Origin of the sequence: Synechococcus sp. R70.1 (assembly GCF_047461675.1) — a bacterium.
Taxonomy (GTDB): Bacteria; Cyanobacteriota; Cyanobacteriia; order Thermostichales; family Thermostichaceae; genus Thermostichus.
In genome coordinates, this window is record NZ_JANSHR010000026.1 from 278050 (window position 1) to 296738 (window position 18689).

The window sequence follows — 18689 nt, forward strand, 5'->3', positions numbered from 1 at the left end:
AGATTGGCTTCTTTTTGTGTCTTGGCCCTGTGCTCAAGCCTCTGTACTACCGCGAGATCCCTTGCCCAGAGACCGCTCAAGTGCTGCGCTGGCTGCAGGAGCACCTGCCTTTGCCTACGGGCAGCCAAAAGGTGCTGACTCCTACCGGCCTGCGCCTACAGGGATCTGGAGCGGAGCTGGCCGTTTTCCTCTGGTCGGGGCTAAACACCACCTATCTCAAGATCTTTCAGTGGTCAGAGCGGCCTTTTCCCCAGCAGGGCCGCTGGCTAAAGGAAGTGGAAAAGGCTATCCAAAGCCAGTTTCCCCACCGCTACCCGCAGTTGCCCCCTATCGATCTCAGCCAGGGATCCATCTTTGAGCAATTGGAGCCCTTTTACCCGCAGACGGTAAAGTATTTCCGCCGCATCCCCAACGGCGAGTTTGACCTGCAGCGGGTTTACTGGTGGGAGAGGCGCTGGCGGGAGGAGGTACAGTCCCCTCCTACTCAGCGGCCACCGGTGCTGTTGCGTCAGCCTGCCCCCCAACCTGCACCCTTGGAGTGGGACTTGGTGGTGGTGGGCGGAGCCCTGGGAGCCATCTACGGCGCGGCCATGGCCCGCCTGGGCTACCGCGTGGCCTTGGTGGAACGGCTTCCCTTTGGCCGCATGAATCGGGAGTGGAACATCTCGCGGCGGGAGCTGCAGACCCTGGTGGACTTCGGCCTCCTCAGCTCTGAGGAGATGGAGAGCCTCATCCTCAGGGAATACACCGATGGGTTCAACAAGTTTTTTGATGGCAACAGCCCTGTACGCGCGCCCGTCCTGCACACGCCGACGGTGCTCAACCTGGCCATCGATGCCGAAAAACTCCTGCAGCTCTGCGGCCAGATCCTAAAAGCCTGCGGCGGCGCCATCTACGAGCGCAGTGAGTTCCAGCGGGCCTATATCGAGGAGCAAGGCGTCACGGTGGTGGTTAGGGACTTAACCACTCAAGAAGAGTTCTGCCTGGGAACCCGCCTGTTGGTGGATGCCATGGGGACAGCTTCCCCCGTTGCCCAGCAGCTCTACGGCCGCCGCGCCTTTGACAGCGTTTGCCCCACGGTGGGAGCTACCATTGCAGGGGGGTTTGAGCCGGGAGTTTGGGATCCCCAGTTTGGCGACATCCTGGCCAGCCATGGAGACATCAGCCGCGGTCGACAACTGATCTGGGAACTGTTCCCTGGGCCAGGGGAGGATCTCACCTTCTACCTGTTCTACTACCACCAAGTACACCCGGAAAACCCGGGCTCCCTCTTGGAGTTGTATGAAGACTTTTTCACCATCCTGCCTGAGTACCGCCGCTGTGACCCAGAGCGCCTGCAGTGGAAGAAGGCCACCTTTGGCTATATCCCCGGACGCTTTGGCCGGCAGCCAGCTCCCGCAGAGCCCTTCGACCGCGTCCTCTTGATTGGGGATGCGGCAGCCCTGCAATCGCCCTTGAGCTTTACGGGGTTTGGATCCCTGGTGCGCAACTGCCCCCGCCTTTGTGACCTACTGGACACAGCCTTGCGCCATGATCTGCTCAAAGCGGCCGACCTAGCCCAGATCCGCGCCTATCAGGGCAACTCGGCGGTGACCTGGCTGTTTTCTCGCGGCATGATGGTGCCCACCGGTAAGGTACTGCCGCCCGAGCGCATCAACGCCATCCTCAACAGCTTCTTTGGCACTCTCACTACCGAGCCGCCAGAGGTGGTGGACGACTTTATCAAAGACCGGGCTGGCTGGCTGGCCTTTAACCGCATGGCCATCAAGGCAGCTCTGCGGAACCCACGGCTGCTGCTGTGGATTTGGGAGGCGGTGGGGGCGGAAGGCTTTGCCCAGTGGCTACCCACCTATTTCAGCTACACCGGCCTGGCCTTGCTCTCGGCCTTGCTGGGGGGCTGGTTCCCCAAGCTGCTGCGGCGCCTGCAGCTCTGGCTGGAGCCTCGCTACCCGCGCCTCTGGCTGCGCTGCCTAAGCTGGAGCTACACCCTCACTTACGGTGTCGGCCGGCCGCGCCTCGAGTTCCACCTTCCTGCTCCTAGTTCTTCTGCTAAGCCAAGCGTCCAAAATCCGATACCGAGCTGGATAGAAGAAAGAGTCTAGCTCATGCAGCCACGGCAGTTTAGAGTCACAAACAGGTAGGCTAAGGGCAGAACTTGTTTGTCACCACCCATGAGCGACACGGTTTTCAGCAAGATCATCCGTAGGGAGATCCCCGCCCAAATTGTCTACGAAGACGAGAGGGCAATTGCTTTCAAAGACATTGCTCCCCAGGCCCCTGTCCACATCCTGGTGGTGCCCAAGGAGCCCATTCCCCGGATTTCCCAGGCCAAACCTGAGCATGAGGCGCTGTTGGGGCACCTACTGTTGACAGCCCAACGGGTGGCTGCTGCAGCTGGCCTAGACAAAGGCTACCGCTTGGTCATCAACGACGGAGAAGACGGTGGCCAAACTGTCTTTCATCTCCACATTCACGTTCTCGGCGGTCGACCCATGGGCTGGCCTCCCGGCTAGACGACGGTTTTGCCGCCAATGGGGGGCTTTATAGAGCGCTCCGCGCTGCCAGGGCGAGAAGGTGCAGACGTGTCAACCGGTGTCGAACGCGCTTGGGCAAGCGCTGTAGAGGGCAAATTTTGCCAACTGCGGGCATCGGCTGGCAGAGAGTTTACCCAAGGGCACTTAGCGGGGCTGGAGAGACAAGCACCTCTAGCTCTGTGGAGGCCCCGCCTTTAAGCAGGAGGCAGGGGAGGACGTCAAAGATACAATGCTGCTGTTAAGGGTAGCCGGCGGGTGAGGTCTAAAGCCAATGGAGTGGCATGTCACCGATGCGGAAAGCCTGATGATTATCGACCAAGAGGTGGGCAAGCATGGGCTTTCTCCTGCCGAATACGAGGTGGTGCGTCGGGTAATTTACGCTACCGCAGACTTCGAGTATCTCCACCTCATCCGGTTTGCCAACGAGGCTCTGCAAGCAGGGGCGGCAGCCCTGGCAGCGCGCACCACCATCGTGGTGGACGAGCCAATGGTGCAGGTGGGCATTGCGCGGGCTGTGCAGAACACCTTTTCCAACCCCATCTACTGCGGCAGCGAAGCTGTCACCCGCCCCCAGAAGGACAAGACCCGCTCTGCCTGGGGCCTGCAGACCCTGGCTCAGCGCTACCCGGAGGCCATCTTTGTCATCGGCCAGTCCCAGACTGCCCTCACCACCCTAGTGCAACTGATTACAGCGAAGGAAGTAGCCCCCGCCCTCGTGATCGCGACGCCGGCTGGGTTTGTGAACGTGGTGAAAGCCAAGCAGGAGCTGGCCGATTCGATGGTACCCCACATCCGCACCGAGGGACGTAAAGGCGGTCCCGCTGTAGCAGCGGCGGTGTTGGATGGACTTTTGGATCTAGCCTGGCAGGCCTACACGCAACCTGGCCGTGGGGATCGCCCAGGTAAACCTAGCCCTGGATAAGCCAAGATCACAAACGCCCTGGGATCTTGGTCACACCTTTCTAGGTTTCGTCTTGGCAAGCTGGGAGCTGCCTTCTTGGAGTGCAGCAGGGCGTCTAGTTATGCAACATTTCCGGCATTTCAGTGGTTTTTGGAGGATCAGTTGCCTTCTAGCTGTAGCGTTTGGGCTGAGAGGGTGGGCTTATCCCGAGCAGGTGGCCGCTTTGCCCCTGTCTTCCCTCGCCGCCTCCCTGGATCTCAGCTTGGAGGAAGCCCAGCTCAACCCCTACCAGCGCTGGCAACAGCAGCATGCACCTTCTGCCCTTCCCTCTGCGGGTAGCAGCTTCTACCGCCTAGCCCAACAAGCAGAGCAAGAAGCCCCAAAGCTGCCTTTTCCGCTCAAGGCAGAGGGGATTCCCTTGGGACAAGACAGCTCTTTTGTCTTGCATCCCAGCGGTCTAGGGTATCGGCTGTCTTATTGACGATCAGTAGTGATTCCCCACCTTTCGGTGGTGCACCGCAGTGAGGCCCTCAGGACTGGAGACCCGTCCTGCCTCAAGGATGCTGTAGACCACCCAGTGGTCACTGGTTTCTAGGCGGCTGGCCACGCGGCACTCTAGGTAGGCCAAGGCATCGGCAAGGATAGGGGATCCGTTGGCGGCAGGGTAGGTCTTGACGCCAGCAAAGCGGTCGGCCCCTGGAGGAAACCGCTTGAGGAAGTGGCGCATCAGGGACTGGTGATGGCCCTCCTGCAGCACGTTGAGGACAAAGGTGTCTCCCACTTGCAGGAAAGACTCAATGGCCCGATCCTTGGCCACCGCAACGCTGATCCCCGGCGGATCAGAGCTGGCCTGGGCTACCCAGGAGGCGAGCATGGCGCTAGTGGCCTGCCCTTTGCGGGCGGTGAGGATGTAAAGGCCATTGCTGATGCGACCCAGAGCGCGATCCAGGTCAGCATCTAGGGCTTTCATTTGCTGAATGCTGCGATCCCGGGTCAGCCATTGCCCTAGGTCGGTGCCAGCCTCTTCCGCCAGCTGCAGCAGGGTTTCGTTCACAGGCTGCTTGAGGAGGATGGGCGGAAACACTTCCTTGGCACCCAGCTCCTGCAAAGTGTTGCGGCAGAGGTAGACCGACTCGTCGTCTTCTCCCCCCGACTCAAACAGGCCAAAGCCCTGCTTGCCGTGGGCAGCAGCCAGGAGAGTTTTCAGCAGCATCTGCGTGGTGGCTGCCTCGGGCCCCGATTGGGGGGGCATGCCGATCACCACACCGGCAGCCAAGCTGGTTAGCTCCCGCACCTCATGGGCATCCAGCAGCCGCAGATCCGCCAGCTCTACGGCAACGCCGGTTTTTTGGATCCCGCGGGCAATGGCTTGAGCCAACGTTTCCGCCTGGCCATATCCCGACAGGTAAAAGACAGCCACCAGCCGTTCGGCTTTGGCCTGCTCTAGACTCCAGCGGCGGTAGTGCTCTACCCACTTAGACAAGTGATGCCGCAGTAGGGGGCCGTGGCCGGTGGCGATGGCCGCAATGGGAGGTAGGGCTTCCATGCGCTTGAGAGCCGAGAGCACGGAGCGGGCGTTGGGCGCCATGAGGCAGTCGTAGTAGAGCTTAAAGTCGGCCTGCAGCAGGTGGGGATGCTCATCCCAAGCCAAGTCGTCGCAGTAGTGCATCCCAAAGACGTCGCAGGTGTAGAGGATCTGGGTGCCGTGGTCGTAGGTGAGGATGGTGTCGGGCCAGTGCAGGTTGGGAGCCGAGATGAACTCCAGGACATGCCCCTTGCCCAGATCCAGGCGATCCCCCTGCTTCACCACCAGGTGCCGGAAGGGCCGATGCACCAGGTTTTCTAGAAACTGCACGGCCACTTTAGAGGCCACCACCGTCAGCTGGGGCGCCAGCTCCAACAGGTCCCCCACTAGGCCGCTGTGATCTGGCTCGGTGTGGCTGACCACCAGGTAGTCGATTGTGGCGGGATCCAGGAGGCCTCGCAGCAGATCCAAGTACAACTGCCGAAACTTCTCGTGGGAGGTGTCAATGAGGGCCACCTTCTCGCCGCGGATCAAAAAGGAGTTATAGGTGGTGCCATTTTCCAGGGCAAACTCGATGTCAAACCGATCCCGATCCCAGTCCTGGGAGCGGATGGCAAGGGTATCGGCGCCAATAGGCAGCGTCTGCAGTGTGAGATGCGCCAAGCGCGGTGCAACTGCCATAGCGGCCATGTCCTCCCCCTCTGCCAGACGGCAACTTGGCGTGTAACTGAACCTAATTGCAATGTAACTGAATGTTGAGGCAGGGGGAAGGGAGAGGACAGCCGGCAAGTTTGGATTTTCTAATGGAATGCTTCAGGGATCTGCCGCCAAGGAGCCGGAGCCAAAGGCAGCCGCAAACTGGGCCAAGGTGTGGCGCAACTGATCCAGGTTTTGGCCAGTGGCAGCGGAAACAAACAAAGCCTTGGGGTAGAGCAGGCGGACATCTTCCACCCACTCGGGATCCAGGCGGTCAATTTTGTTGAACACCAATTGTCGGGGACCGGTGGTCAGGGGCATCTGGTCCAGCAATTTTTCCACCGCCTCGATTTGCCCTTCCCAGTTGGGGTGGGAGAGATCCACCACGTGCAGCAGGGCATCGGCCTCCGTCACCTCCTCCAGCGTGGCCTGGAATGCCTCTACCAATTGCTCAGGCAGCTCAGTTAAAAATCCCACGGTGTCGGTCAAGAGCACCGCCTGCTGACCGGGCAGCTCCAGCCGCCGCGTGGTGGGATCCAGGGTGGCAAAGAGTTGGTCAGCCACGTAGACCTGGGCGTGGGTGAGGGCGTTGAGAAGGGTAGATTTACCAGCGTTGGTGTAGCCCACCAGGGCCACCACAGGAATTTGGGATCCCTCCCGCCGTTGGCGCAGCCGCTGGCGGTGGCGGCGCAGCTCTTCCACTTCCTGCCGCAGCTTGCTGATGCGCCGCTGGATGGCCCGCCGCTCCGTTTCCAACTGGGTTTCCCCCGGCCCCCGCGTGCCAATTCCACCTCCCAACCGCGACATGGTGCGACCGCGACCAGCCAAGCGGGGCAGCAGATACTGCAGTTGTGCCAGCTCCACCTGCAACTTCCCGGCCCGGGTTCTGGCCCGCTGGGCAAAGATATCCAGGATCACCTCGCTGCGATCCACCACTCGCACCCCCAGGGTCTCCTCTAGGTTGCGCACCTGGCTGGGGGTGAGCTCGCGGTCGAACACCACCAGGTTGGCCCCCAAATCCTGCACCAGCAAGGCCAACTCCTGGACTTTACCCGAGCCGATGACCGTGGCAGAATCGGGGCTCTCCCGCCGCTGCCAGATAGTTTGGAGCACCTGTCCGCCGGCGCTCTCCACCAAGCGGCCCAGTTCCGCCAAGGCGTCCATGAGATCCTCGTAGCTTTGGCCCGGCCCCTGCAGCCCCACTAGGATGGCCCGCTCCTGCTTGGGATCCACCTGGCGGGCAGTTGCTTGGCGCCGAAAGCCATCTTCTAGCTCCGTCACCAGCTCCTGCAGATCTTGTTCTGCCAGGATCCCCAAGGGCAAAGGCTCAGAAACCTGCCAACGGCGCCCTTCCTCCGGCACCAGATGGGCCAGGTAGGCGCACTTGACAAAGCCCGTGGCCCCTCCGCCGCGGCGCAGCCGTCCCTCTAGGGGAGAGACCGAGAGGGTAATGAGGGCATCCAGCCGCTGGAGAGCCATAGCTGTCAGCGCTTTTTGGCTAGGACCCCCTGGGCCCACTTGGGTGGTGATGCAGCGGATCCCGGACAGGCGCTCCGCCCCCTGGCGCGGCAGCTCCCAAGCCGGGATCTGCGTTTCAAAAGGGGATCCCAGCCCCACGCGAATCACTTGGCCCCGCCGATTGAGGTAAACACTGATGGGCTGGCTTTCCAGATCTTGAGTGAGGGCTCCCAGCCTTTGGGCAAACTCCACCGTCACCAGCCGATTGGGGGGCAGTCGCAGTTGGTAAAGACGTTGCAGTTGCTTGCGCTGATAGGGTTTTAGCCCCTTGGCCTGGGCAAGGCTCAAACCAAGGTCGGTCTGCTGGCGAGAGGCGCTAACCCTGGGCATAGGGACGAGGAAATACCCGAAAACAGGCTTTTATCTACCATACACGCTTTGTCCGAGCCGCCTGGGAGGGAGAGCCGCCGGCCCAGGGCCAATGGGGGCGTGGCGACGGGGCCCCAGATCCTCTGCAAAGGTTAACTACCAGGACAAGCCGAACGGCGCGTTGGCGGCAATCCCCCAGAAGGCTCGTGCCTATGTAGACGGCTAACTGAAGGTGGTGGGATCCAGCCCCGACCTCAACCATCACGAGGTGTTTATCCGCAACAACGTGCCGGTGATGGCCTTCTTGTTGCTGCATGGGCGGTCAGACATCGTGCGCCGCTTCCTGGACTCCTGCCTTACCTGCCCAAGCTGGAATCCCTGTATCGAGCTTGCCATTGAGGTAGCTACCGCTGGCGAGAAAATGGTCAAGCCGGGTTTGGAAGAGGTGGATGGATTGGATTTTGCGCCGGGCCAATTTGCCAGATGGCCGTAAGGGAATCGACATCGGCATCGAGGGGGAGCGCATCGTTGCCCTGGAGGCAAATCTGCAGGCTACTGCTCCCCAGGAGATCGATGTGAGCGGCCGCTTGGTGTCGCCCCCCTTTGTGGATGCCCACTTTCACCTGGATGCTGCCCTCACCTACGGGATCCCGCGTGTCAACCAATCGGGCACCTTGCTGGAAGGGATCGCCCTCTGGGGAGAGTTGAAGCCACTGCTAACTCCGGAGGCGGTCATCGAGCGGGCTCTAACCTACTGCGACTGGGCAGTGGCGCGCGGGATCCTAGCCATCCGCGCCCATGTGGACGTGTGCGATCCCAACTTGTTGGCGGTGCGGGCCTTGCTGGAGGTCAAGCAAAAAGTGTCCCCCTACCTGGATTTGCAACTGGTGGCCTTTCCCCAAGATGGCTACTACCGCTCGCCGGGGGCGGTGCAGCTTTTGGAGAAGGCTCTGGATTTGGGGGTGGAGGTGGTGGGTGGGATCCCCCACTTCGAGCGGACGATGGCCGAAGGAGCTGCTTCAGTGCGGGCTCTGTGCGAGATTGCAGCCGCGCGGGGCCTCCGGGTGGATCTGCACTGCGACGAAACAGACGACCCCCTCTCCCGCCACGTCGAGACCTTGGCCTATGAGACGCTGCGGCTGGGCCTGCAGGGTCGAGTGACGGCCTCCCACCTCACCTCGATGCACTCGATGGACAACGCCTACGTGAGCAAGCTAATCCCCCTAATGGCCGAGGCAGAGCTGGGAGTGGTCGCCAACCCGCTGGTCAACCTGGTGCTGCAGGGCCGCCAGGACACCTACCCCAAGCGGCGGGGGCTGACGCGAGTGCCGGAGCTGATGGCCGCCGGGCTGACGGTGGCTTTTGGCCAGGACTGTGTGATGGATCCCTGGTACCCTTTGGGCAGCGGCAACATGCTGGAAGTGGCCCACATGGCCGTCCACGCTGCCCAGATGACAGGCTATGAGCAGATGCGGCAGTGCTTCCTAGCGGTAACCGAAAACCCAGCCCGCCTGCTGGGCCTGGAGGGCTACGGGCTCCAGCCCGGCTGCCGCGCCGATTTGGTGGTGCTCCAAGCTGCCGATGCCGTCGAAGCCATTCGCCTCAAGCCACCCTGTCTGTATGTTTTCCGCCGGGGCCGCCTCATTGCCCAAACCCCGCCGGTGGTTGCCCAGCTCCATCTTCCAGGGCGCCCAGCCCAGGTGGAGTTTACCCGTCAGCTTTAAGGCTAACGGCGCACGGTGCCGCTGAAGCCGCTGGCCTTAAATTGCTCCAGGGTCAAGGGCAGGGGGCTGGTCACGGGCACGGAGATGCGAATGGAGAAGGGGCTTTCCCCAGGAGGAACTTCGGCAATTGCCCCCAGGCGGGTGCGCTCCGGCAGAACTTCGTTGCCGTTGGCATCATAGAGGCGACCAAAGACGTCGGCATTCAGCACGGTATTCTTGGAGCGGTTGACAACTGTGCCCTCGATAAACAGGCACCTGGCCGGTATGGGGTTGCCGTTGCTGGTTACCAGGTTGGTGTATTCAGGGGTATCGGGGCAGGAGGTGACGTGGAGATCCTTAAGTTGCAGCGGGATCTTCCCAAAACCCGCTAGGAGCGCCGCCAAGACCACCCAAGCCAGACTCCAAGCAAGGGAAGAGAACCTTTGGGCTAGACGCTGCCTGTGCTCCCAAACTTGGCTCATGCTCTCTCCTCCAAGGCCTACCCCCTTAGTCTAGGGGATTCCTTGCTGGGTAAAACCCCTCTTCGGTTTGGATCCCGTCCAGGCGCTGATCCCAGGGATCGCAGGGGAGGGGCTGCTCCAGCAGACAGGCCTGCGGGACAATGCCCCACTTGGGCACGGTGGGATTTGGTAGGGAGGCCAGAAACCAGTCATAGTATCCTCCTCCGTAGCCTAAGCGCCTCCCCCAGCGATCGCAGGCCAGGGCAGGCACGAGGATTAAATCCGCCTCGCCCGGGTCGACAACGGGGCTGGTGGGGGAGGGTTCCAGCAAACCCCAGCGGTTGGGGACTAGCTCAGCCAGATTGTAGCGGTGCCAGCGCAACTGCCGCTGGGGCAAGCAGCGAGGGATCCCCCACTGCTTCTCTGGAAAAAGGACAAATAGGGATCCCAGATCCACCTCTGAGCCGAAAGCCACATAAGCCAGGATGGCTTTGGCGGCCAGGATTTGGGGACAAGAGGCCAAATGAGCCACGATCTTTTGGCTGATAAGAGCTCGATCCAACCCCTGCCGTAGCTGGCGAAAGTGCTGGCGCAGATAGGCCTTTGCTGAGGCAGGATCTGCTGTAGCGGCAGGAAGCTGAGGGAGAGAAAGTTGCTGCACAGGCCCAACGAGATTACTGGATGGCCAGCAACTCCACCTCAAAGTCCAGGGTGGCGTTGGGAGGGATCACGCCGCCAGCGCCGCGGCTGCCGTAGGCCAACTCCGGCGGGATGCGCAAGTACCGCTTACCCCCCACGCGCATCGTGGCCAGACCTTCTTCCCAGCCAGGGATCACCTGCCCTGCCCCGTAGGTAAAGGTAAAGGGTTGATTGCGCCTGTAGGAGCTATCGAAGACCGTACCATCCTGAAGTTTGCCCACGTAGTTCACCACCACCTTTTGCCCTGGCTGCGGGGAAGGCCCTGTCCCTTCCACAATGTCGTAGTACTGCAAGCCCGACTCGGTGGTGACGAAATCCTTAGCTTGGGATAGGGCGGTAACTACCGGATTGTCCTTGGCTCGGGACAGAGCTGTTGCTGGCAGTCCAACCCCTGCCCACAGGCAAAGCAAGGCCAAGCCCACCAGCAGCACCCGTTGCGTTGCTTTCATCGGCGTTTCCTTAGCTGTTGCTGTTATGGTACCAGGATTGCCTCAGCTCCTCAGCTCGGCAAATTCGATGATTTGGCCTTGCGGATCCCGCACCCAGAAAACCAAGGGCTTCTCGGAGCGGACACTGTTGCGGATCCCTTGTTTGTTAATCCGCCTCAGGAGGGCCTTGAGGGCCTCCCGCTCATAGCTGGCGTGGCGATAGCGAGCGCTGCCGCTGCGGCCTGCCGTTGTCCCGTAGGTTGACAAAGGCCTGGAGGATGTAGCCGCATAGGGATCCGTAGAGCCAGGGATCACGTGCAGCTGCACTGCGTCAGAGAGCTGGTACCAAAGGCCAGAGGTATCGAGGGTTTTCGAGGCAGACTGGCCCTTGGCGTCAAGGCGGGAGCCAAGGCCAAGATCCCCCGGGAAGTAGACGGAGCCCAGGCTAGAGCTGACGACGCTTTGCTCATAGCCGTAGTAGTACTGCAGCGGCAGCTCCGCCTCCGGCAGCTTCAACACCTTCTCGTAGAACCCCCTTGCCTGCTCCAGATCGGGCACGATGATGGTGTAGACCCGCGGTGCGCCGCTCAAAAATGTCCACATCGCCCCGCCATAGGCTGAAAGCAGTAAGAACATTAGCCCCTTTGTGGAAAGCAAAGCCTCCAGCGGAATGAGGGGCAGCAGCAGTCCAAGGGGGCCCAACATCGGCACTGTCCGTGGGTGACTCTATAGTCCAGTATAGGACTCTCCCCTCCCAGGTGATGAAGCTTGCCCTGTTTGCCCCTACTCCCCGCGGTCGCCAGTTGGCCCAGCCTTTGCTGTCGCTGCTGCCGGAGGAGTGGATCTGCTGGAGCAAGGCCAACTCCCAAGGAGAGCCCCTGCCTCCGCCCTGGCAAGCTTACGGGGATCCCCTACCCGGATCCCTAGCGGCAGCAGTGGCCCAGAGCTGGCCGCAGGTGCAGGGCTGTATCTTTGTCTTGCCCGTTGGGTCAGTGGTGCGGCTCATTGCTCCCCTCTTGCAGGACAAATACCGGGATCCGGCGGTGGTGGTAGTGGACGAAGCTGGCCGCTGGGCCGTCAGCCTCTGTGGCGGACATGTGGGGGGAGCTGATGCCTTAGCGCGGCGGGTGGCGGCTGCTTTGGGAGCCGAGCCCGTCCTCACCTCCGCCTCGGAGGGGCTGGGGATCCCGCCTGTGGATTTGTTGGGGGATCCCTACGGTTGGCGGCGGGGCGCTGGCGATTGGAACGAGGTGGCTGCTGCTTTGGCGCGAGGAGAGCCAGTGGCCGTTGAGCAAACCTGTGGCACGCAGCTCTGGCGGCGGGCTTGGCCGGCAGATCACCCTCTCTTGAGCACTGCTCCTAGCCAGGCGGTGGCCCAGATCCGGATCAGCGAGTATTCAACTTCTTTGGACAAGATCCCCACCGTTCACTGGCATCCGCGGGTGCTGTGGTTGGGGGTGGGCTGCGAGCGGGGCACTAGCCGCGCCTGGCTGGAGGGATCCCTGCGGCGCCTGTTGCAGAGCCAGGGGCTGGCTTTCGAGGCCATTGCCGGCTTGGCGACCCTAGAGCTGAAACGGGATGAGGCGGGACTTGTGGAGCTGGCCCAAGCCTACGGCTGGCCCATTCAGTTTTTCTCGGCCGAGGCCCTGGCGGGGATCCCGGTTCCCCACCCTTCGGAGGCGGTGCAACAGGCGGTGGGCACCCCTTCGGTAGCGGAGGCGGCTGCCCTTTTGGCGGCCCAGCGCTGCTCAGGGGATAGCGATCCAGCCCCAGCGAGAGCTACTCTCCTCTGCCCCAAGCAGGTCTTTGCCTCCGAAAGCGAGGGAGCTTGTACCCTAGCCATTGCTCGCGCTGCCCGAGAGTATTCGCCTCGCGCCGGCCACCTGTGGCTGATTGGCACCGGCCCTGGGGATCCCGCCCAATTGACGCTGGCTGCCCGGCTGGCTTTGGCCCAAGCCGACGCGGTAATCGGCTACCAGCTCTACCTGGACTTGGTGGCGCCCCTCCTGCGCCCCGGCCAGATTTGCGAAGCCTTTCCCATCACGCAGGAGGTGCAGCGAGCGCAGCGAGCCATTGCCCTGGCCCAGCAGGGGCTGCAGGTGGCGGTGATCTCTTCGGGAGATGCGGGGATCTACGGCATGGCCGGTCTGGTGCTGGAGTGCCTGGCCCGTGCTGGTTGGGATGGGATCCGCCCCTCTCTGGAGGTGCTGCCGGGGATCTCTGCGCTTCAGGCTGCTGCTGCCCGGCTAGGGGCACCCCTGATGCAGGACTTTTGCGCCATCTCCCTCTCGGATCGGCTCACTCCCTGGCCGGCCATCGAGCAACGCCTGCAGGCGGCTGCCCAGACCGACTTTGTGGTAGCTCTGTATAACCCTCGCTCGCGGCAGCGCTTGGATCCCTTTCTCAAGGCGCTGCAGATCTTTCGCCGAGCCCGCTCTGCCCATACCCCGGTGGCAGTGGCCCGCAACCTCTACCGCCCCGGCGAGACCCTCCACCTCACCACGCTGGGGGAGGTAGATCCCGAGGCGGTGGATATGTTCACCCTGGTCTTGATCGGCAACTCGCAGACCTTTCGCTACGGCAGGTGGCTAATCACCCCCCGCGGCTACCCCTTGGGTAAGACTTAAAACACCCTGAGATGCCGAGGATTCAACTGCAGCCGTCGGGGAAGCTTGAGCCGCCTTTCGGTTTGGCAACGTTTTCGGGCAGTTGCCGGCGAAAATAAGTATGGCCGAACCGAGAGCTGCTACCATTGACGACGGCAAGTGGAAGAGGGATCCCCTTTTCGGATTACGATAATCTATGAGCAGTAGGGTGGCGTAGCCAAGTGGTAAGGCAGAGGTCTGCAAAACCTCTATGCGCCAGTTCGAATCTGGCCGCCACCTCTTGAAGCTGACATCCCCAGCGGGACACGCATGAAAGACAAGTTAATGTTGATGATCCCGGGCCCCACTCCCGTTCCCGAGAGTGCGCTGCTGGCCATGGCGCGGGGGCCCATCGAGCACCGCAGCAAAGAGTTCACCGCCATTTTGGAAGAGGTGACGGATGGGCTGCGCTGGCTGCACCAGACTACTTCCGATGTGTTTGTCTTTGCCTCCAGCGGTACCGGGGCGATGGAAGCCGGGATCCTCAACACCCTCAGCCCTGGGGATCGCGTCTTGGTAGGGGTCAACGGCAAGTTTGGCGAGCGCTGGGCCGAGATGTCGGAGCAATTTGGCCTGCAGTGCGAGCGGATAGAAACCCCCTGGGGCGTGCCCTATCCCGTCGAAGTCTTCCAGGAGAAGCTGGCTGCTGACCGGGAGAAGACCATCAAGGCGGTCATCCTCACCCATTCAGAAACCTCTAGCGGCGTGGCCAACGATGTGCAGGCCATTGCGGCTGCCGCCCGCGAGCATGGGGAAGCCTTGGTAATTGTGGATGCCGTCACCAGTTTGGGAGCCATGCCGGTGCCCATGGACGAGTGGGGCTTGGATGTGGTGGCCTCTGGATCACAGAAGGGCTACATGATCCCGCCAGGGCTGGGGTTTGTAGCTGTTAGCCCGCGGGCCATGGCTGCTGCCGAGCGCTCTCGCTTTCCCAAGTACTACTGGAGCTTTAAGCTTGCCCAAAAAGCCCTGCGCCAAGGCACCACTCCCTTTACGCCGGCAGTGAACCTGTTTTACGCCCTACAGGTTACCCTGCGCCTAATGCGGGCCGAAGGATTGGAGGCCATCTACCGCCGCCATGCCCGCTTGGCCCAGGCCACCCGCGCCGGTGTCAAGGCCCTGGGGCTGAAGCTTTTGGTCAACCCCGAGTCAGCAGCCAGCCCCTCGGTAACAGCCGTGCTGGCTCCGGAAGGGATCAACGCCGACACCCTCCGCAGCACCCTGAAGAAACACTTCGACATTGCCCTTGCTGCTGGCCAAGATCACCTCAAGGGCAAGATCTTCCGCATCGGCCACCTGGGCTTCGTGAGCGAGCGCGACATTCTCACAACCCTGGCTGCTCTGGAATCGACCCTGCACACCCTGGGCTACAGCGACTTCTCTCCTGGAGCAGCTCTCAAAGCGGCCGAAGAGATCTTGGCCAACCCCTAGGGATCCCTGGCCCATTCTGTAGCTCTTGACACCTAGCGACCCTCCCTTGCCCTGGCTAGAATGGGTGAACCTGCTTAACAAAAGATAAAACTCCAAAGTTTACTTCTCTGGAGAGATGCCTGGTTGAGACTCAAGGGCTGTCATGCTGATTAGTTTGCAACGGGATCCCTGTCAAACTGCTTCGGCAGCAGAGTTGCGGCGAGTGCTGCAAGGGATCGGCCCCCTTTCTTGTCCCTGGCAGTACAACTTTCACCTGCACACCCGCTGTTCGGATGGGCAAATGGATCCGGTGGAACTGGCGGAGCAGGCGCGCCGGCATGGCCTCCAGGGGCTGGCCATCACCGATCACCACACCCTGAAGGGCTACCAACAGGCCCGCGCCCACCTGGATCGCCCCGATGATCCCATCCTGTGGCCGGGGATCGAGATTACAGCCAACTTGCTGGGCTGCGAGGTGCATATTCTTGGCTACGGGTTTGATCCTGCTGACCCTGTTTTGGAGCCTTACATCCAAGGCGAGCAAGTGCCCGGCCTAGGTGCTGCTGAGGCCATTGGGGCCATTCAAGCAGCAGGAGGGTTGGCGGTATTGGCCCATCCCTTTCGCTACTGGCTGCCTGCAGAAGTCCTCGTCCCGGCAGCAGCAGCTCTAGGAATTGACGGTCTCGAAGTCTACTACGCTTACAAAAATCCGGAACCTTGGACTCCCAGCCCAGAAGAGACGGCGATTGGGGAGGAGTTGGCCCAGACCTACGGACTCTTGAAAACCTGTGGCACCGATTCCCACGGTTCCAGCATCCTCAGGCGCATTTAGCCGGCTCCACCTAGGGGCGGGGATAGAGCAACTGGCCCAGGCGGCGCAACTGCTCGGCCGTGCCCATACACAGCAGCAGATCCCCTGGCTGCAGCAAGGTGTCGCTGGTGGGTCCGCCAATAAGCTGGCCATCGGCTCGCCGAATCGCCACCACCAAAGCGCCAGATCGGGCTCGCAAATTGGCTGCCCCCAAGGTTTGGCCAACATAGGGGCATTCTTGAGCCACCAGCTCGTACTCCTCTAGGTAAAAGGTACGATCCCGACCGGACAGGATCCCATCCACAAAGTCCACCACGCGGGGGCGCAAGGCAGCTGCTGCCATCCGCTTTCCGCCCGTAATGAAGGGGGAAATAGCGTGGGTGACACCTGCCCGCTGCAGCTTTTGCAAAGCCTCTTCCGTGTTGGCGCGGGCAACGGTGCGGATGCGAGGGTTCAGGGTGCGGGCCGACAGCACCACATAGAGGTTCTCGGCATCGGTGGAGAGTGCGGCGATCAGCCCCTCGGCCCGCTGCACCCGCGCCGCCAGCAAGGTGTCATCGAGGGTGCTGTCTCCCTGGAGAGCGATGTATCCCAGCTCTTGCGCCACCTGAATAGCTTCGGCAGATTGATCGATCACCAAAAACGGCACCCCCTCTGCCTGCAACTCTTGGGCCACCTGCCGCCCAATACGCCCAAAACCGCAAACGATGTAGTGGTTGTTCAGCGCTTCCATTTGTCTCTTCCACTTCCGCCGCCGGATCCCTTCCTGAAAATGCCCTTGGATGAGGGCCTCCGTAAAGCGATTCACCATAAACCCGATGCTCAAGACCCCCATCAGGATCAAGGCCGCTGTGAACAAGCGTCCCCGATCCCCAAGCGGCCTCACCTCCATAAAGCCTACAGTGGTTAGGGTGATGACGCTCATGTAAAAGGCTTCCACCCACGGCCACTGCTCCACCCCGTGGTACCAGAGAGTGCCGATGAGGACCACGCCCAGCAGCGCCCCCACACCCAATCTCAGATCGCGGCGGATGCCGGGATCTCTTTTGGCAGCTTGCAAGGGGGGACGCACCGAGGCCATGGAGCCAATACAATGGGGAGGAGGAAAAGGGTTGTTGAGCAGGCAGATGCCCGAGTACGTCAAGATCGAGTATCGGATCGACAAAAATGGGCAGGTAACGGAGACCGTGCTAAACGGTAACGGCTCCAGTTGTACGCTAGCGACTGCGGAGCTGGAAGCAGCCCTTGGAACGGTGCAAAAACGAGAGCTGCTGCCTGAGTTTCATCAGCCGGCAGAAACTGAGATAGAATCACGGGTTTCTTTGCAACAAACCTGCTGAGTCCCACCTCTACCTGCTCATTTTCTCTTCTTGCCCCTCTTGCCGGCGTTGGCAGCCCGCGCCGCCTCAACTGCTCCTTGGAACAGCCAAACGGCTAGGGGAGCGGCCACGATCAAGATGATGCTAGTGGGGCCAACGCCAAAGTCCGGCTCACCAGAAGCCAACTCGAAGATTGAGCCCACAGCGGCAATGGCGCTGACGCAGGAAACCGCTAGGAGCAGGTAGCTTTTGACAGGGGTGGTCATGGGGAACCCGTCTGGAGACTACAGTTAGGGGCTAGGGCCTGTCCAGCCCAAGAGCAAGCTGGCTAGACTTCTCTTCGCAAAAAAGCCCCCTCATCTTTGAGAGGGCTAGCTTTTTTTCTATGCTACTACGGGTAGGGCTCCGCCCCAGCAAGCCGAAGTCGGGGTTGCTAGCCTACAGTTCGATTTACCCCTTGACAATGATCTTGCCAACCATTCCGGCTCCCCGATGGGGCGTGCAGTAGTAGGTGTACTCGCCCGGCGGGACATCGACAAAGGCCGTCTCGACCACTTGGCTGGGAGCAGTGAGCAGGGCCTTGTGGGAGAGCTTGGCTGCCAGGGCCGCATCGCCACCGGGTACTTTGTCGAAAACAACGTTGTGGGGATAGACCTTGTTGTTGACCCACCGAACAGTATCCCCTTGCTGGATGGTGAGGACAGGGGGATCGTAAATGAGCTGGGCCTTATCGGAGCCCATTTTGACCGTGTAGGTTTCAGCAGCAGCAGGGTTGGACAAAAACGCCCCTGCAGCCATCCCGAGCACAAGGGTGAGGAGAACAAGCTGTAGACGCTTTGCCAGGTTAAAAACAAACAACATGGATCTCTCTCAAAACGTAACAGCACCTACTCTTCTGCTGCTTGGCCACCGCTTTCCAAGCTGTGCCTGGTCATGCAGGAGGAGTGACAGCTCTATCTTAACCCAACTTTAGGCATCTTTAAGCATGGAAAGCATCTTTTTTGCCAGAACCAGAATCAGTTAAACTACGCGGGGGGACATCCCGGGTCTGCTCGCTGACGGCTCTTGCGAAAGCTCCCCGTTAAAGCGAGAAGCCCACGCTGCACCTACCTACAGGATCAGTGCCGGGAGTATGTCGCGTGTAGGGCGGCCGTGCTTCTTCTCTCAGGTTGCCCCTGCGTTCACGGCCAGCTTCCAAGAGGCTTCTGGCAAAATCTGGACCTGCCCCATTAGCACTGCCCTAAGCTTGGGCAGAGTCCCCAAGCTGGAGATGCACTACTAGGTGCAGAGGTGAAGGTTCTTCCCAGCGGCTTTGTAGCAGCTCTTTGGCTTGAGAGGGATCCGCCGCCTCCCCCAGATACCCACCACCTATACCTAGACTGGTATTGTAGGTTTTTAGGGCCAGAGGTGGGCAATTTCCCGAAGCCTAACCTCGTTCAGGAAAGCAATGCTAAAGTGCCGCTTGCACAGCAGGCTATTTGAGGTAAATTGGCGGATTCGTAGGACTTCCTCAACAACGGACTGAATAGTGATAGCTTTTGTCAGATTGAGTTGGATCGAATGCTGTTTAACTGATTTCGAGAGTTAAGGCCTATCTCTAGAAGAAAGCCAAAACGGTTTTTTTGGCAGCATACGGACCAGCCGCTGAGATCCCTAGGGCTCTAGAGTGGGCTGGCTGTCCTCAAGGGGCCGTTGGGTTAAAGGCCCTTTCCTGGGAAGGTCCTCCCAGC

At 60.9% G+C, this 18689-nt stretch carries 19 protein-coding genes and 1 tRNA gene; 11 read left to right on the forward strand and 9 right to left on the reverse strand.

All coding sequences use genetic code 11. The features are described from left to right. The first annotated feature begins 29 nt into the window (after window positions 1–29). From NW807_RS04320 to NW807_RS04335, 4 genes are all read left to right on the forward strand, one after another. Window positions 30–2102 carry an FAD-dependent oxidoreductase gene (locus tag NW807_RS04320; RefSeq protein ID WP_414425372.1) on the forward strand — a complete coding sequence of 691 codons (2073 nt, stop codon included), beginning with the start codon at window positions 30–32 and terminating at the stop codon, window positions 2100–2102. Window positions 2103–2171: 69 nt separating this feature from the next. Next, window positions 2172–2513, forward strand: a complete 342-nt coding sequence (locus NW807_RS04325; RefSeq protein ID WP_414394984.1) for a histidine triad nucleotide-binding protein — start codon at window positions 2172–2174, stop codon at window positions 2511–2513. 292 nt (window positions 2514–2805) lie between these two features. After that, window positions 2806–3456, forward strand: coding sequence for a precorrin-8X methylmutase (locus NW807_RS04330; RefSeq protein WP_414409859.1), 651 nt, complete (start codon window positions 2806–2808; stop codon window positions 3454–3456). 202 nt (window positions 3457–3658) lie between these two features. Beyond that, window positions 3659–3916: a hypothetical protein gene (locus NW807_RS04335; protein WP_414425373.1), complete on the forward strand. Its 258-nt coding sequence runs from the start codon at window positions 3659–3661 to the stop codon at window positions 3914–3916. A 3-nt stretch (window positions 3917–3919) separates the two neighbouring features. On the opposite strand, the gene NW807_RS04340 is transcribed toward NW807_RS04335, so the two are convergent. Continuing rightward, window positions 3920–5650: a diflavin flavoprotein gene (locus tag NW807_RS04340; RefSeq protein ID WP_414425374.1), complete on the reverse strand. Its 1731-nt coding sequence runs from the start codon at window positions 5648–5650 to the stop codon at window positions 3920–3922. A gap of 123 nt (window positions 5651–5773) precedes the next feature. Further along, window positions 5774–7504, reverse strand: coding sequence for a GTPase HflX (gene hflX, locus NW807_RS04345; protein ID WP_414425375.1), 1731 nt, complete (start codon window positions 7502–7504; stop codon window positions 5774–5776). 211 nt (window positions 7505–7715) lie between these two features. Here hflX and NW807_RS04350 point away from each other — a divergent pair, with 211 nt between their 5' ends. Next, window positions 7716–7976: a glycoside hydrolase 100 family protein gene (locus NW807_RS04350; protein WP_414425376.1), complete on the forward strand. Its 261-nt coding sequence runs from the start codon at window positions 7716–7718 to the stop codon at window positions 7974–7976. After that, on the forward strand, window positions 7933–9207 hold the full coding sequence (locus NW807_RS04355; RefSeq protein WP_414425377.1) for an amidohydrolase family protein: 1275 nt from the start codon (window positions 7933–7935) through the stop codon (window positions 9205–9207). The genes NW807_RS04350 and NW807_RS04355 overlap by 44 nt, the downstream gene beginning before the upstream one ends. A gap of 2 nt (window positions 9208–9209) precedes the next feature. On the opposite strand, the gene NW807_RS04360 is transcribed toward NW807_RS04355, so the two are convergent. The 4 genes from NW807_RS04360 to NW807_RS04375 are packed head-to-tail and all read right to left on the reverse strand — an operon-like array spanning window position 9210 to window position 11479. Further along, window positions 9210–9668 carry an FxLYD domain-containing protein gene (locus NW807_RS04360; RefSeq protein WP_414405246.1) on the reverse strand — a complete coding sequence of 153 codons (459 nt, stop codon included), beginning with the start codon at window positions 9666–9668 and terminating at the stop codon, window positions 9210–9212. A 25-nt stretch (window positions 9669–9693) separates the two neighbouring features. Further along, window positions 9694–10308 carry a 5-formyltetrahydrofolate cyclo-ligase gene (locus NW807_RS04365; protein WP_414425378.1) on the reverse strand — a complete coding sequence of 205 codons (615 nt, stop codon included), beginning with the start codon at window positions 10306–10308 and terminating at the stop codon, window positions 9694–9696. Window positions 10309–10321: 13 nt separating this feature from the next. Then, window positions 10322–10795 carry an FKBP-type peptidyl-prolyl cis-trans isomerase gene (locus tag NW807_RS04370; RefSeq protein ID WP_414425379.1) on the reverse strand — a complete coding sequence of 158 codons (474 nt, stop codon included), beginning with the start codon at window positions 10793–10795 and terminating at the stop codon, window positions 10322–10324. Window positions 10796–10837: 42 nt separating this feature from the next. Then, on the reverse strand, window positions 10838–11479 hold the full coding sequence (locus tag NW807_RS04375) for a hypothetical protein (RefSeq protein WP_414425380.1): 642 nt from the start codon (window positions 11477–11479) through the stop codon (window positions 10838–10840). Window positions 11480–11535: 56 nt separating this feature from the next. Here NW807_RS04375 and cobJ point away from each other — a divergent pair, with 56 nt between their 5' ends. From cobJ to NW807_RS04395, 4 genes are all read left to right on the forward strand, one after another. Next, window positions 11536–13401 (forward strand): precorrin-3B C(17)-methyltransferase, encoded by a 1866-nt coding sequence (cobJ, locus tag NW807_RS04380; protein WP_414425418.1) that lies wholly within the window; start codon window positions 11536–11538, stop codon window positions 13399–13401. Between the two features lie 186 nt (window positions 13402–13587). Then, window positions 13588–13659 (forward strand) — tRNA-Cys (locus tag NW807_RS04385). 30 nt (window positions 13660–13689) lie between these two features. Next, on the forward strand, window positions 13690–14850 hold the full coding sequence (locus tag NW807_RS04390; RefSeq protein ID WP_414405250.1) for a pyridoxal-phosphate-dependent aminotransferase family protein: 1161 nt from the start codon (window positions 13690–13692) through the stop codon (window positions 14848–14850). Window positions 14851–14992: 142 nt separating this feature from the next. Next, window positions 14993–15661: a PHP domain-containing protein gene (locus NW807_RS04395; RefSeq protein WP_414425381.1), complete on the forward strand. Its 669-nt coding sequence runs from the start codon at window positions 14993–14995 to the stop codon at window positions 15659–15661. Window positions 15662–15671: 10 nt separating this feature from the next. On the opposite strand, the gene NW807_RS04400 is transcribed toward NW807_RS04395, so the two are convergent. After that, a complete protein-coding gene (locus tag NW807_RS04400; protein ID WP_414425382.1) occupies window positions 15672–16721 on the reverse strand; it encodes a potassium channel family protein in 1050 nt (349 codons plus the stop codon). Window positions 16722–16755: 34 nt separating this feature from the next. On the opposite strand from NW807_RS04400, the gene NW807_RS04405 reads away from it, so the two are divergent. After that, a complete protein-coding gene (locus tag NW807_RS04405; RefSeq protein ID WP_414405253.1) occupies window positions 16756–16980 on the forward strand; it encodes a DUF2997 domain-containing protein in 225 nt (74 codons plus the stop codon). Between the two features lie 17 nt (window positions 16981–16997). Here NW807_RS04405 and NW807_RS04410 read toward each other — a convergent pair whose 3' ends face one another. Together NW807_RS04410 and petE are read right to left on the reverse strand one after the other, a co-directional pair. After that, window positions 16998–17225, reverse strand: a complete 228-nt coding sequence (locus tag NW807_RS04410) for a hypothetical protein (RefSeq protein ID WP_414405254.1) — start codon at window positions 17223–17225, stop codon at window positions 16998–17000. Between the two features lie 184 nt (window positions 17226–17409). Further along, on the reverse strand, window positions 17410–17820 hold the full coding sequence (gene petE, locus NW807_RS04415) for a plastocyanin (protein WP_414425383.1): 411 nt from the start codon (window positions 17818–17820) through the stop codon (window positions 17410–17412). Window positions 17821–18689: the final 869 nt, after the last annotated feature.

Excerpts from the sequence above, each read along its gene's own strand:
- NW807_RS04410 (WP_414405254.1), bottom strand. The coding sequence starts at position 17,225 with ATGACCACCCCTGTCAAAAGCTACCTGCTCCTAGCGGTTTCCTGCGTC.
- NW807_RS04395 (WP_414425381.1), top strand. The coding sequence starts at position 14,993 with ATGCTGATTAGTTTGCAACGGGATCCCTGTCAAACTGCTTCGGCAGCA.
- NW807_RS04330 (WP_414409859.1), top strand. The coding sequence starts at position 2,806 with ATGGAGTGGCATGTCACCGATGCGGAAAGCCTGATGATTATCGACCAA.
- NW807_RS04370 (WP_414425379.1), bottom strand. The coding sequence starts at position 10,795 with ATGAAAGCAACGCAACGGGTGCTGCTGGTGGGCTTGGCCTTGCTTTGC.
- cobJ (WP_414425418.1), top strand. The coding sequence starts at position 11,536 with ATGAAGCTTGCCCTGTTTGCCCCTACTCCCCGCGGTCGCCAGTTGGCC.
- NW807_RS04375 (WP_414425380.1), bottom strand. The coding sequence starts at position 11,479 with ATGTTGGGCCCCCTTGGACTGCTGCTGCCCCTCATTCCGCTGGAGGCT.
- NW807_RS04340 (WP_414425374.1), bottom strand. The coding sequence starts at position 5,650 with ATGGCCGCTATGGCAGTTGCACCGCGCTTGGCGCATCTCACACTGCAG.
- NW807_RS04325 (WP_414394984.1), top strand. The coding sequence starts at position 2,172 with ATGAGCGACACGGTTTTCAGCAAGATCATCCGTAGGGAGATCCCCGCC.
- NW807_RS04400 (WP_414425382.1), bottom strand. The coding sequence starts at position 16,721 with ATGGCCTCGGTGCGTCCCCCCTTGCAAGCTGCCAAAAGAGATCCCGGC.
- NW807_RS04390 (WP_414405250.1), top strand. The coding sequence starts at position 13,690 with ATGAAAGACAAGTTAATGTTGATGATCCCGGGCCCCACTCCCGTTCCC.
- NW807_RS04360 (WP_414405246.1), bottom strand. The coding sequence starts at position 9,668 with ATGAGCCAAGTTTGGGAGCACAGGCAGCGTCTAGCCCAAAGGTTCTCT.
- NW807_RS04355 (WP_414425377.1), top strand. The coding sequence starts at position 7,933 with ATGGATTGGATTTTGCGCCGGGCCAATTTGCCAGATGGCCGTAAGGGA.
- petE (WP_414425383.1), bottom strand. The coding sequence starts at position 17,820 with ATGTTGTTTGTTTTTAACCTGGCAAAGCGTCTACAGCTTGTTCTCCTC.
- hflX (WP_414425375.1), bottom strand. The coding sequence starts at position 7,504 with ATGCCCAGGGTTAGCGCCTCTCGCCAGCAGACCGACCTTGGTTTGAGC.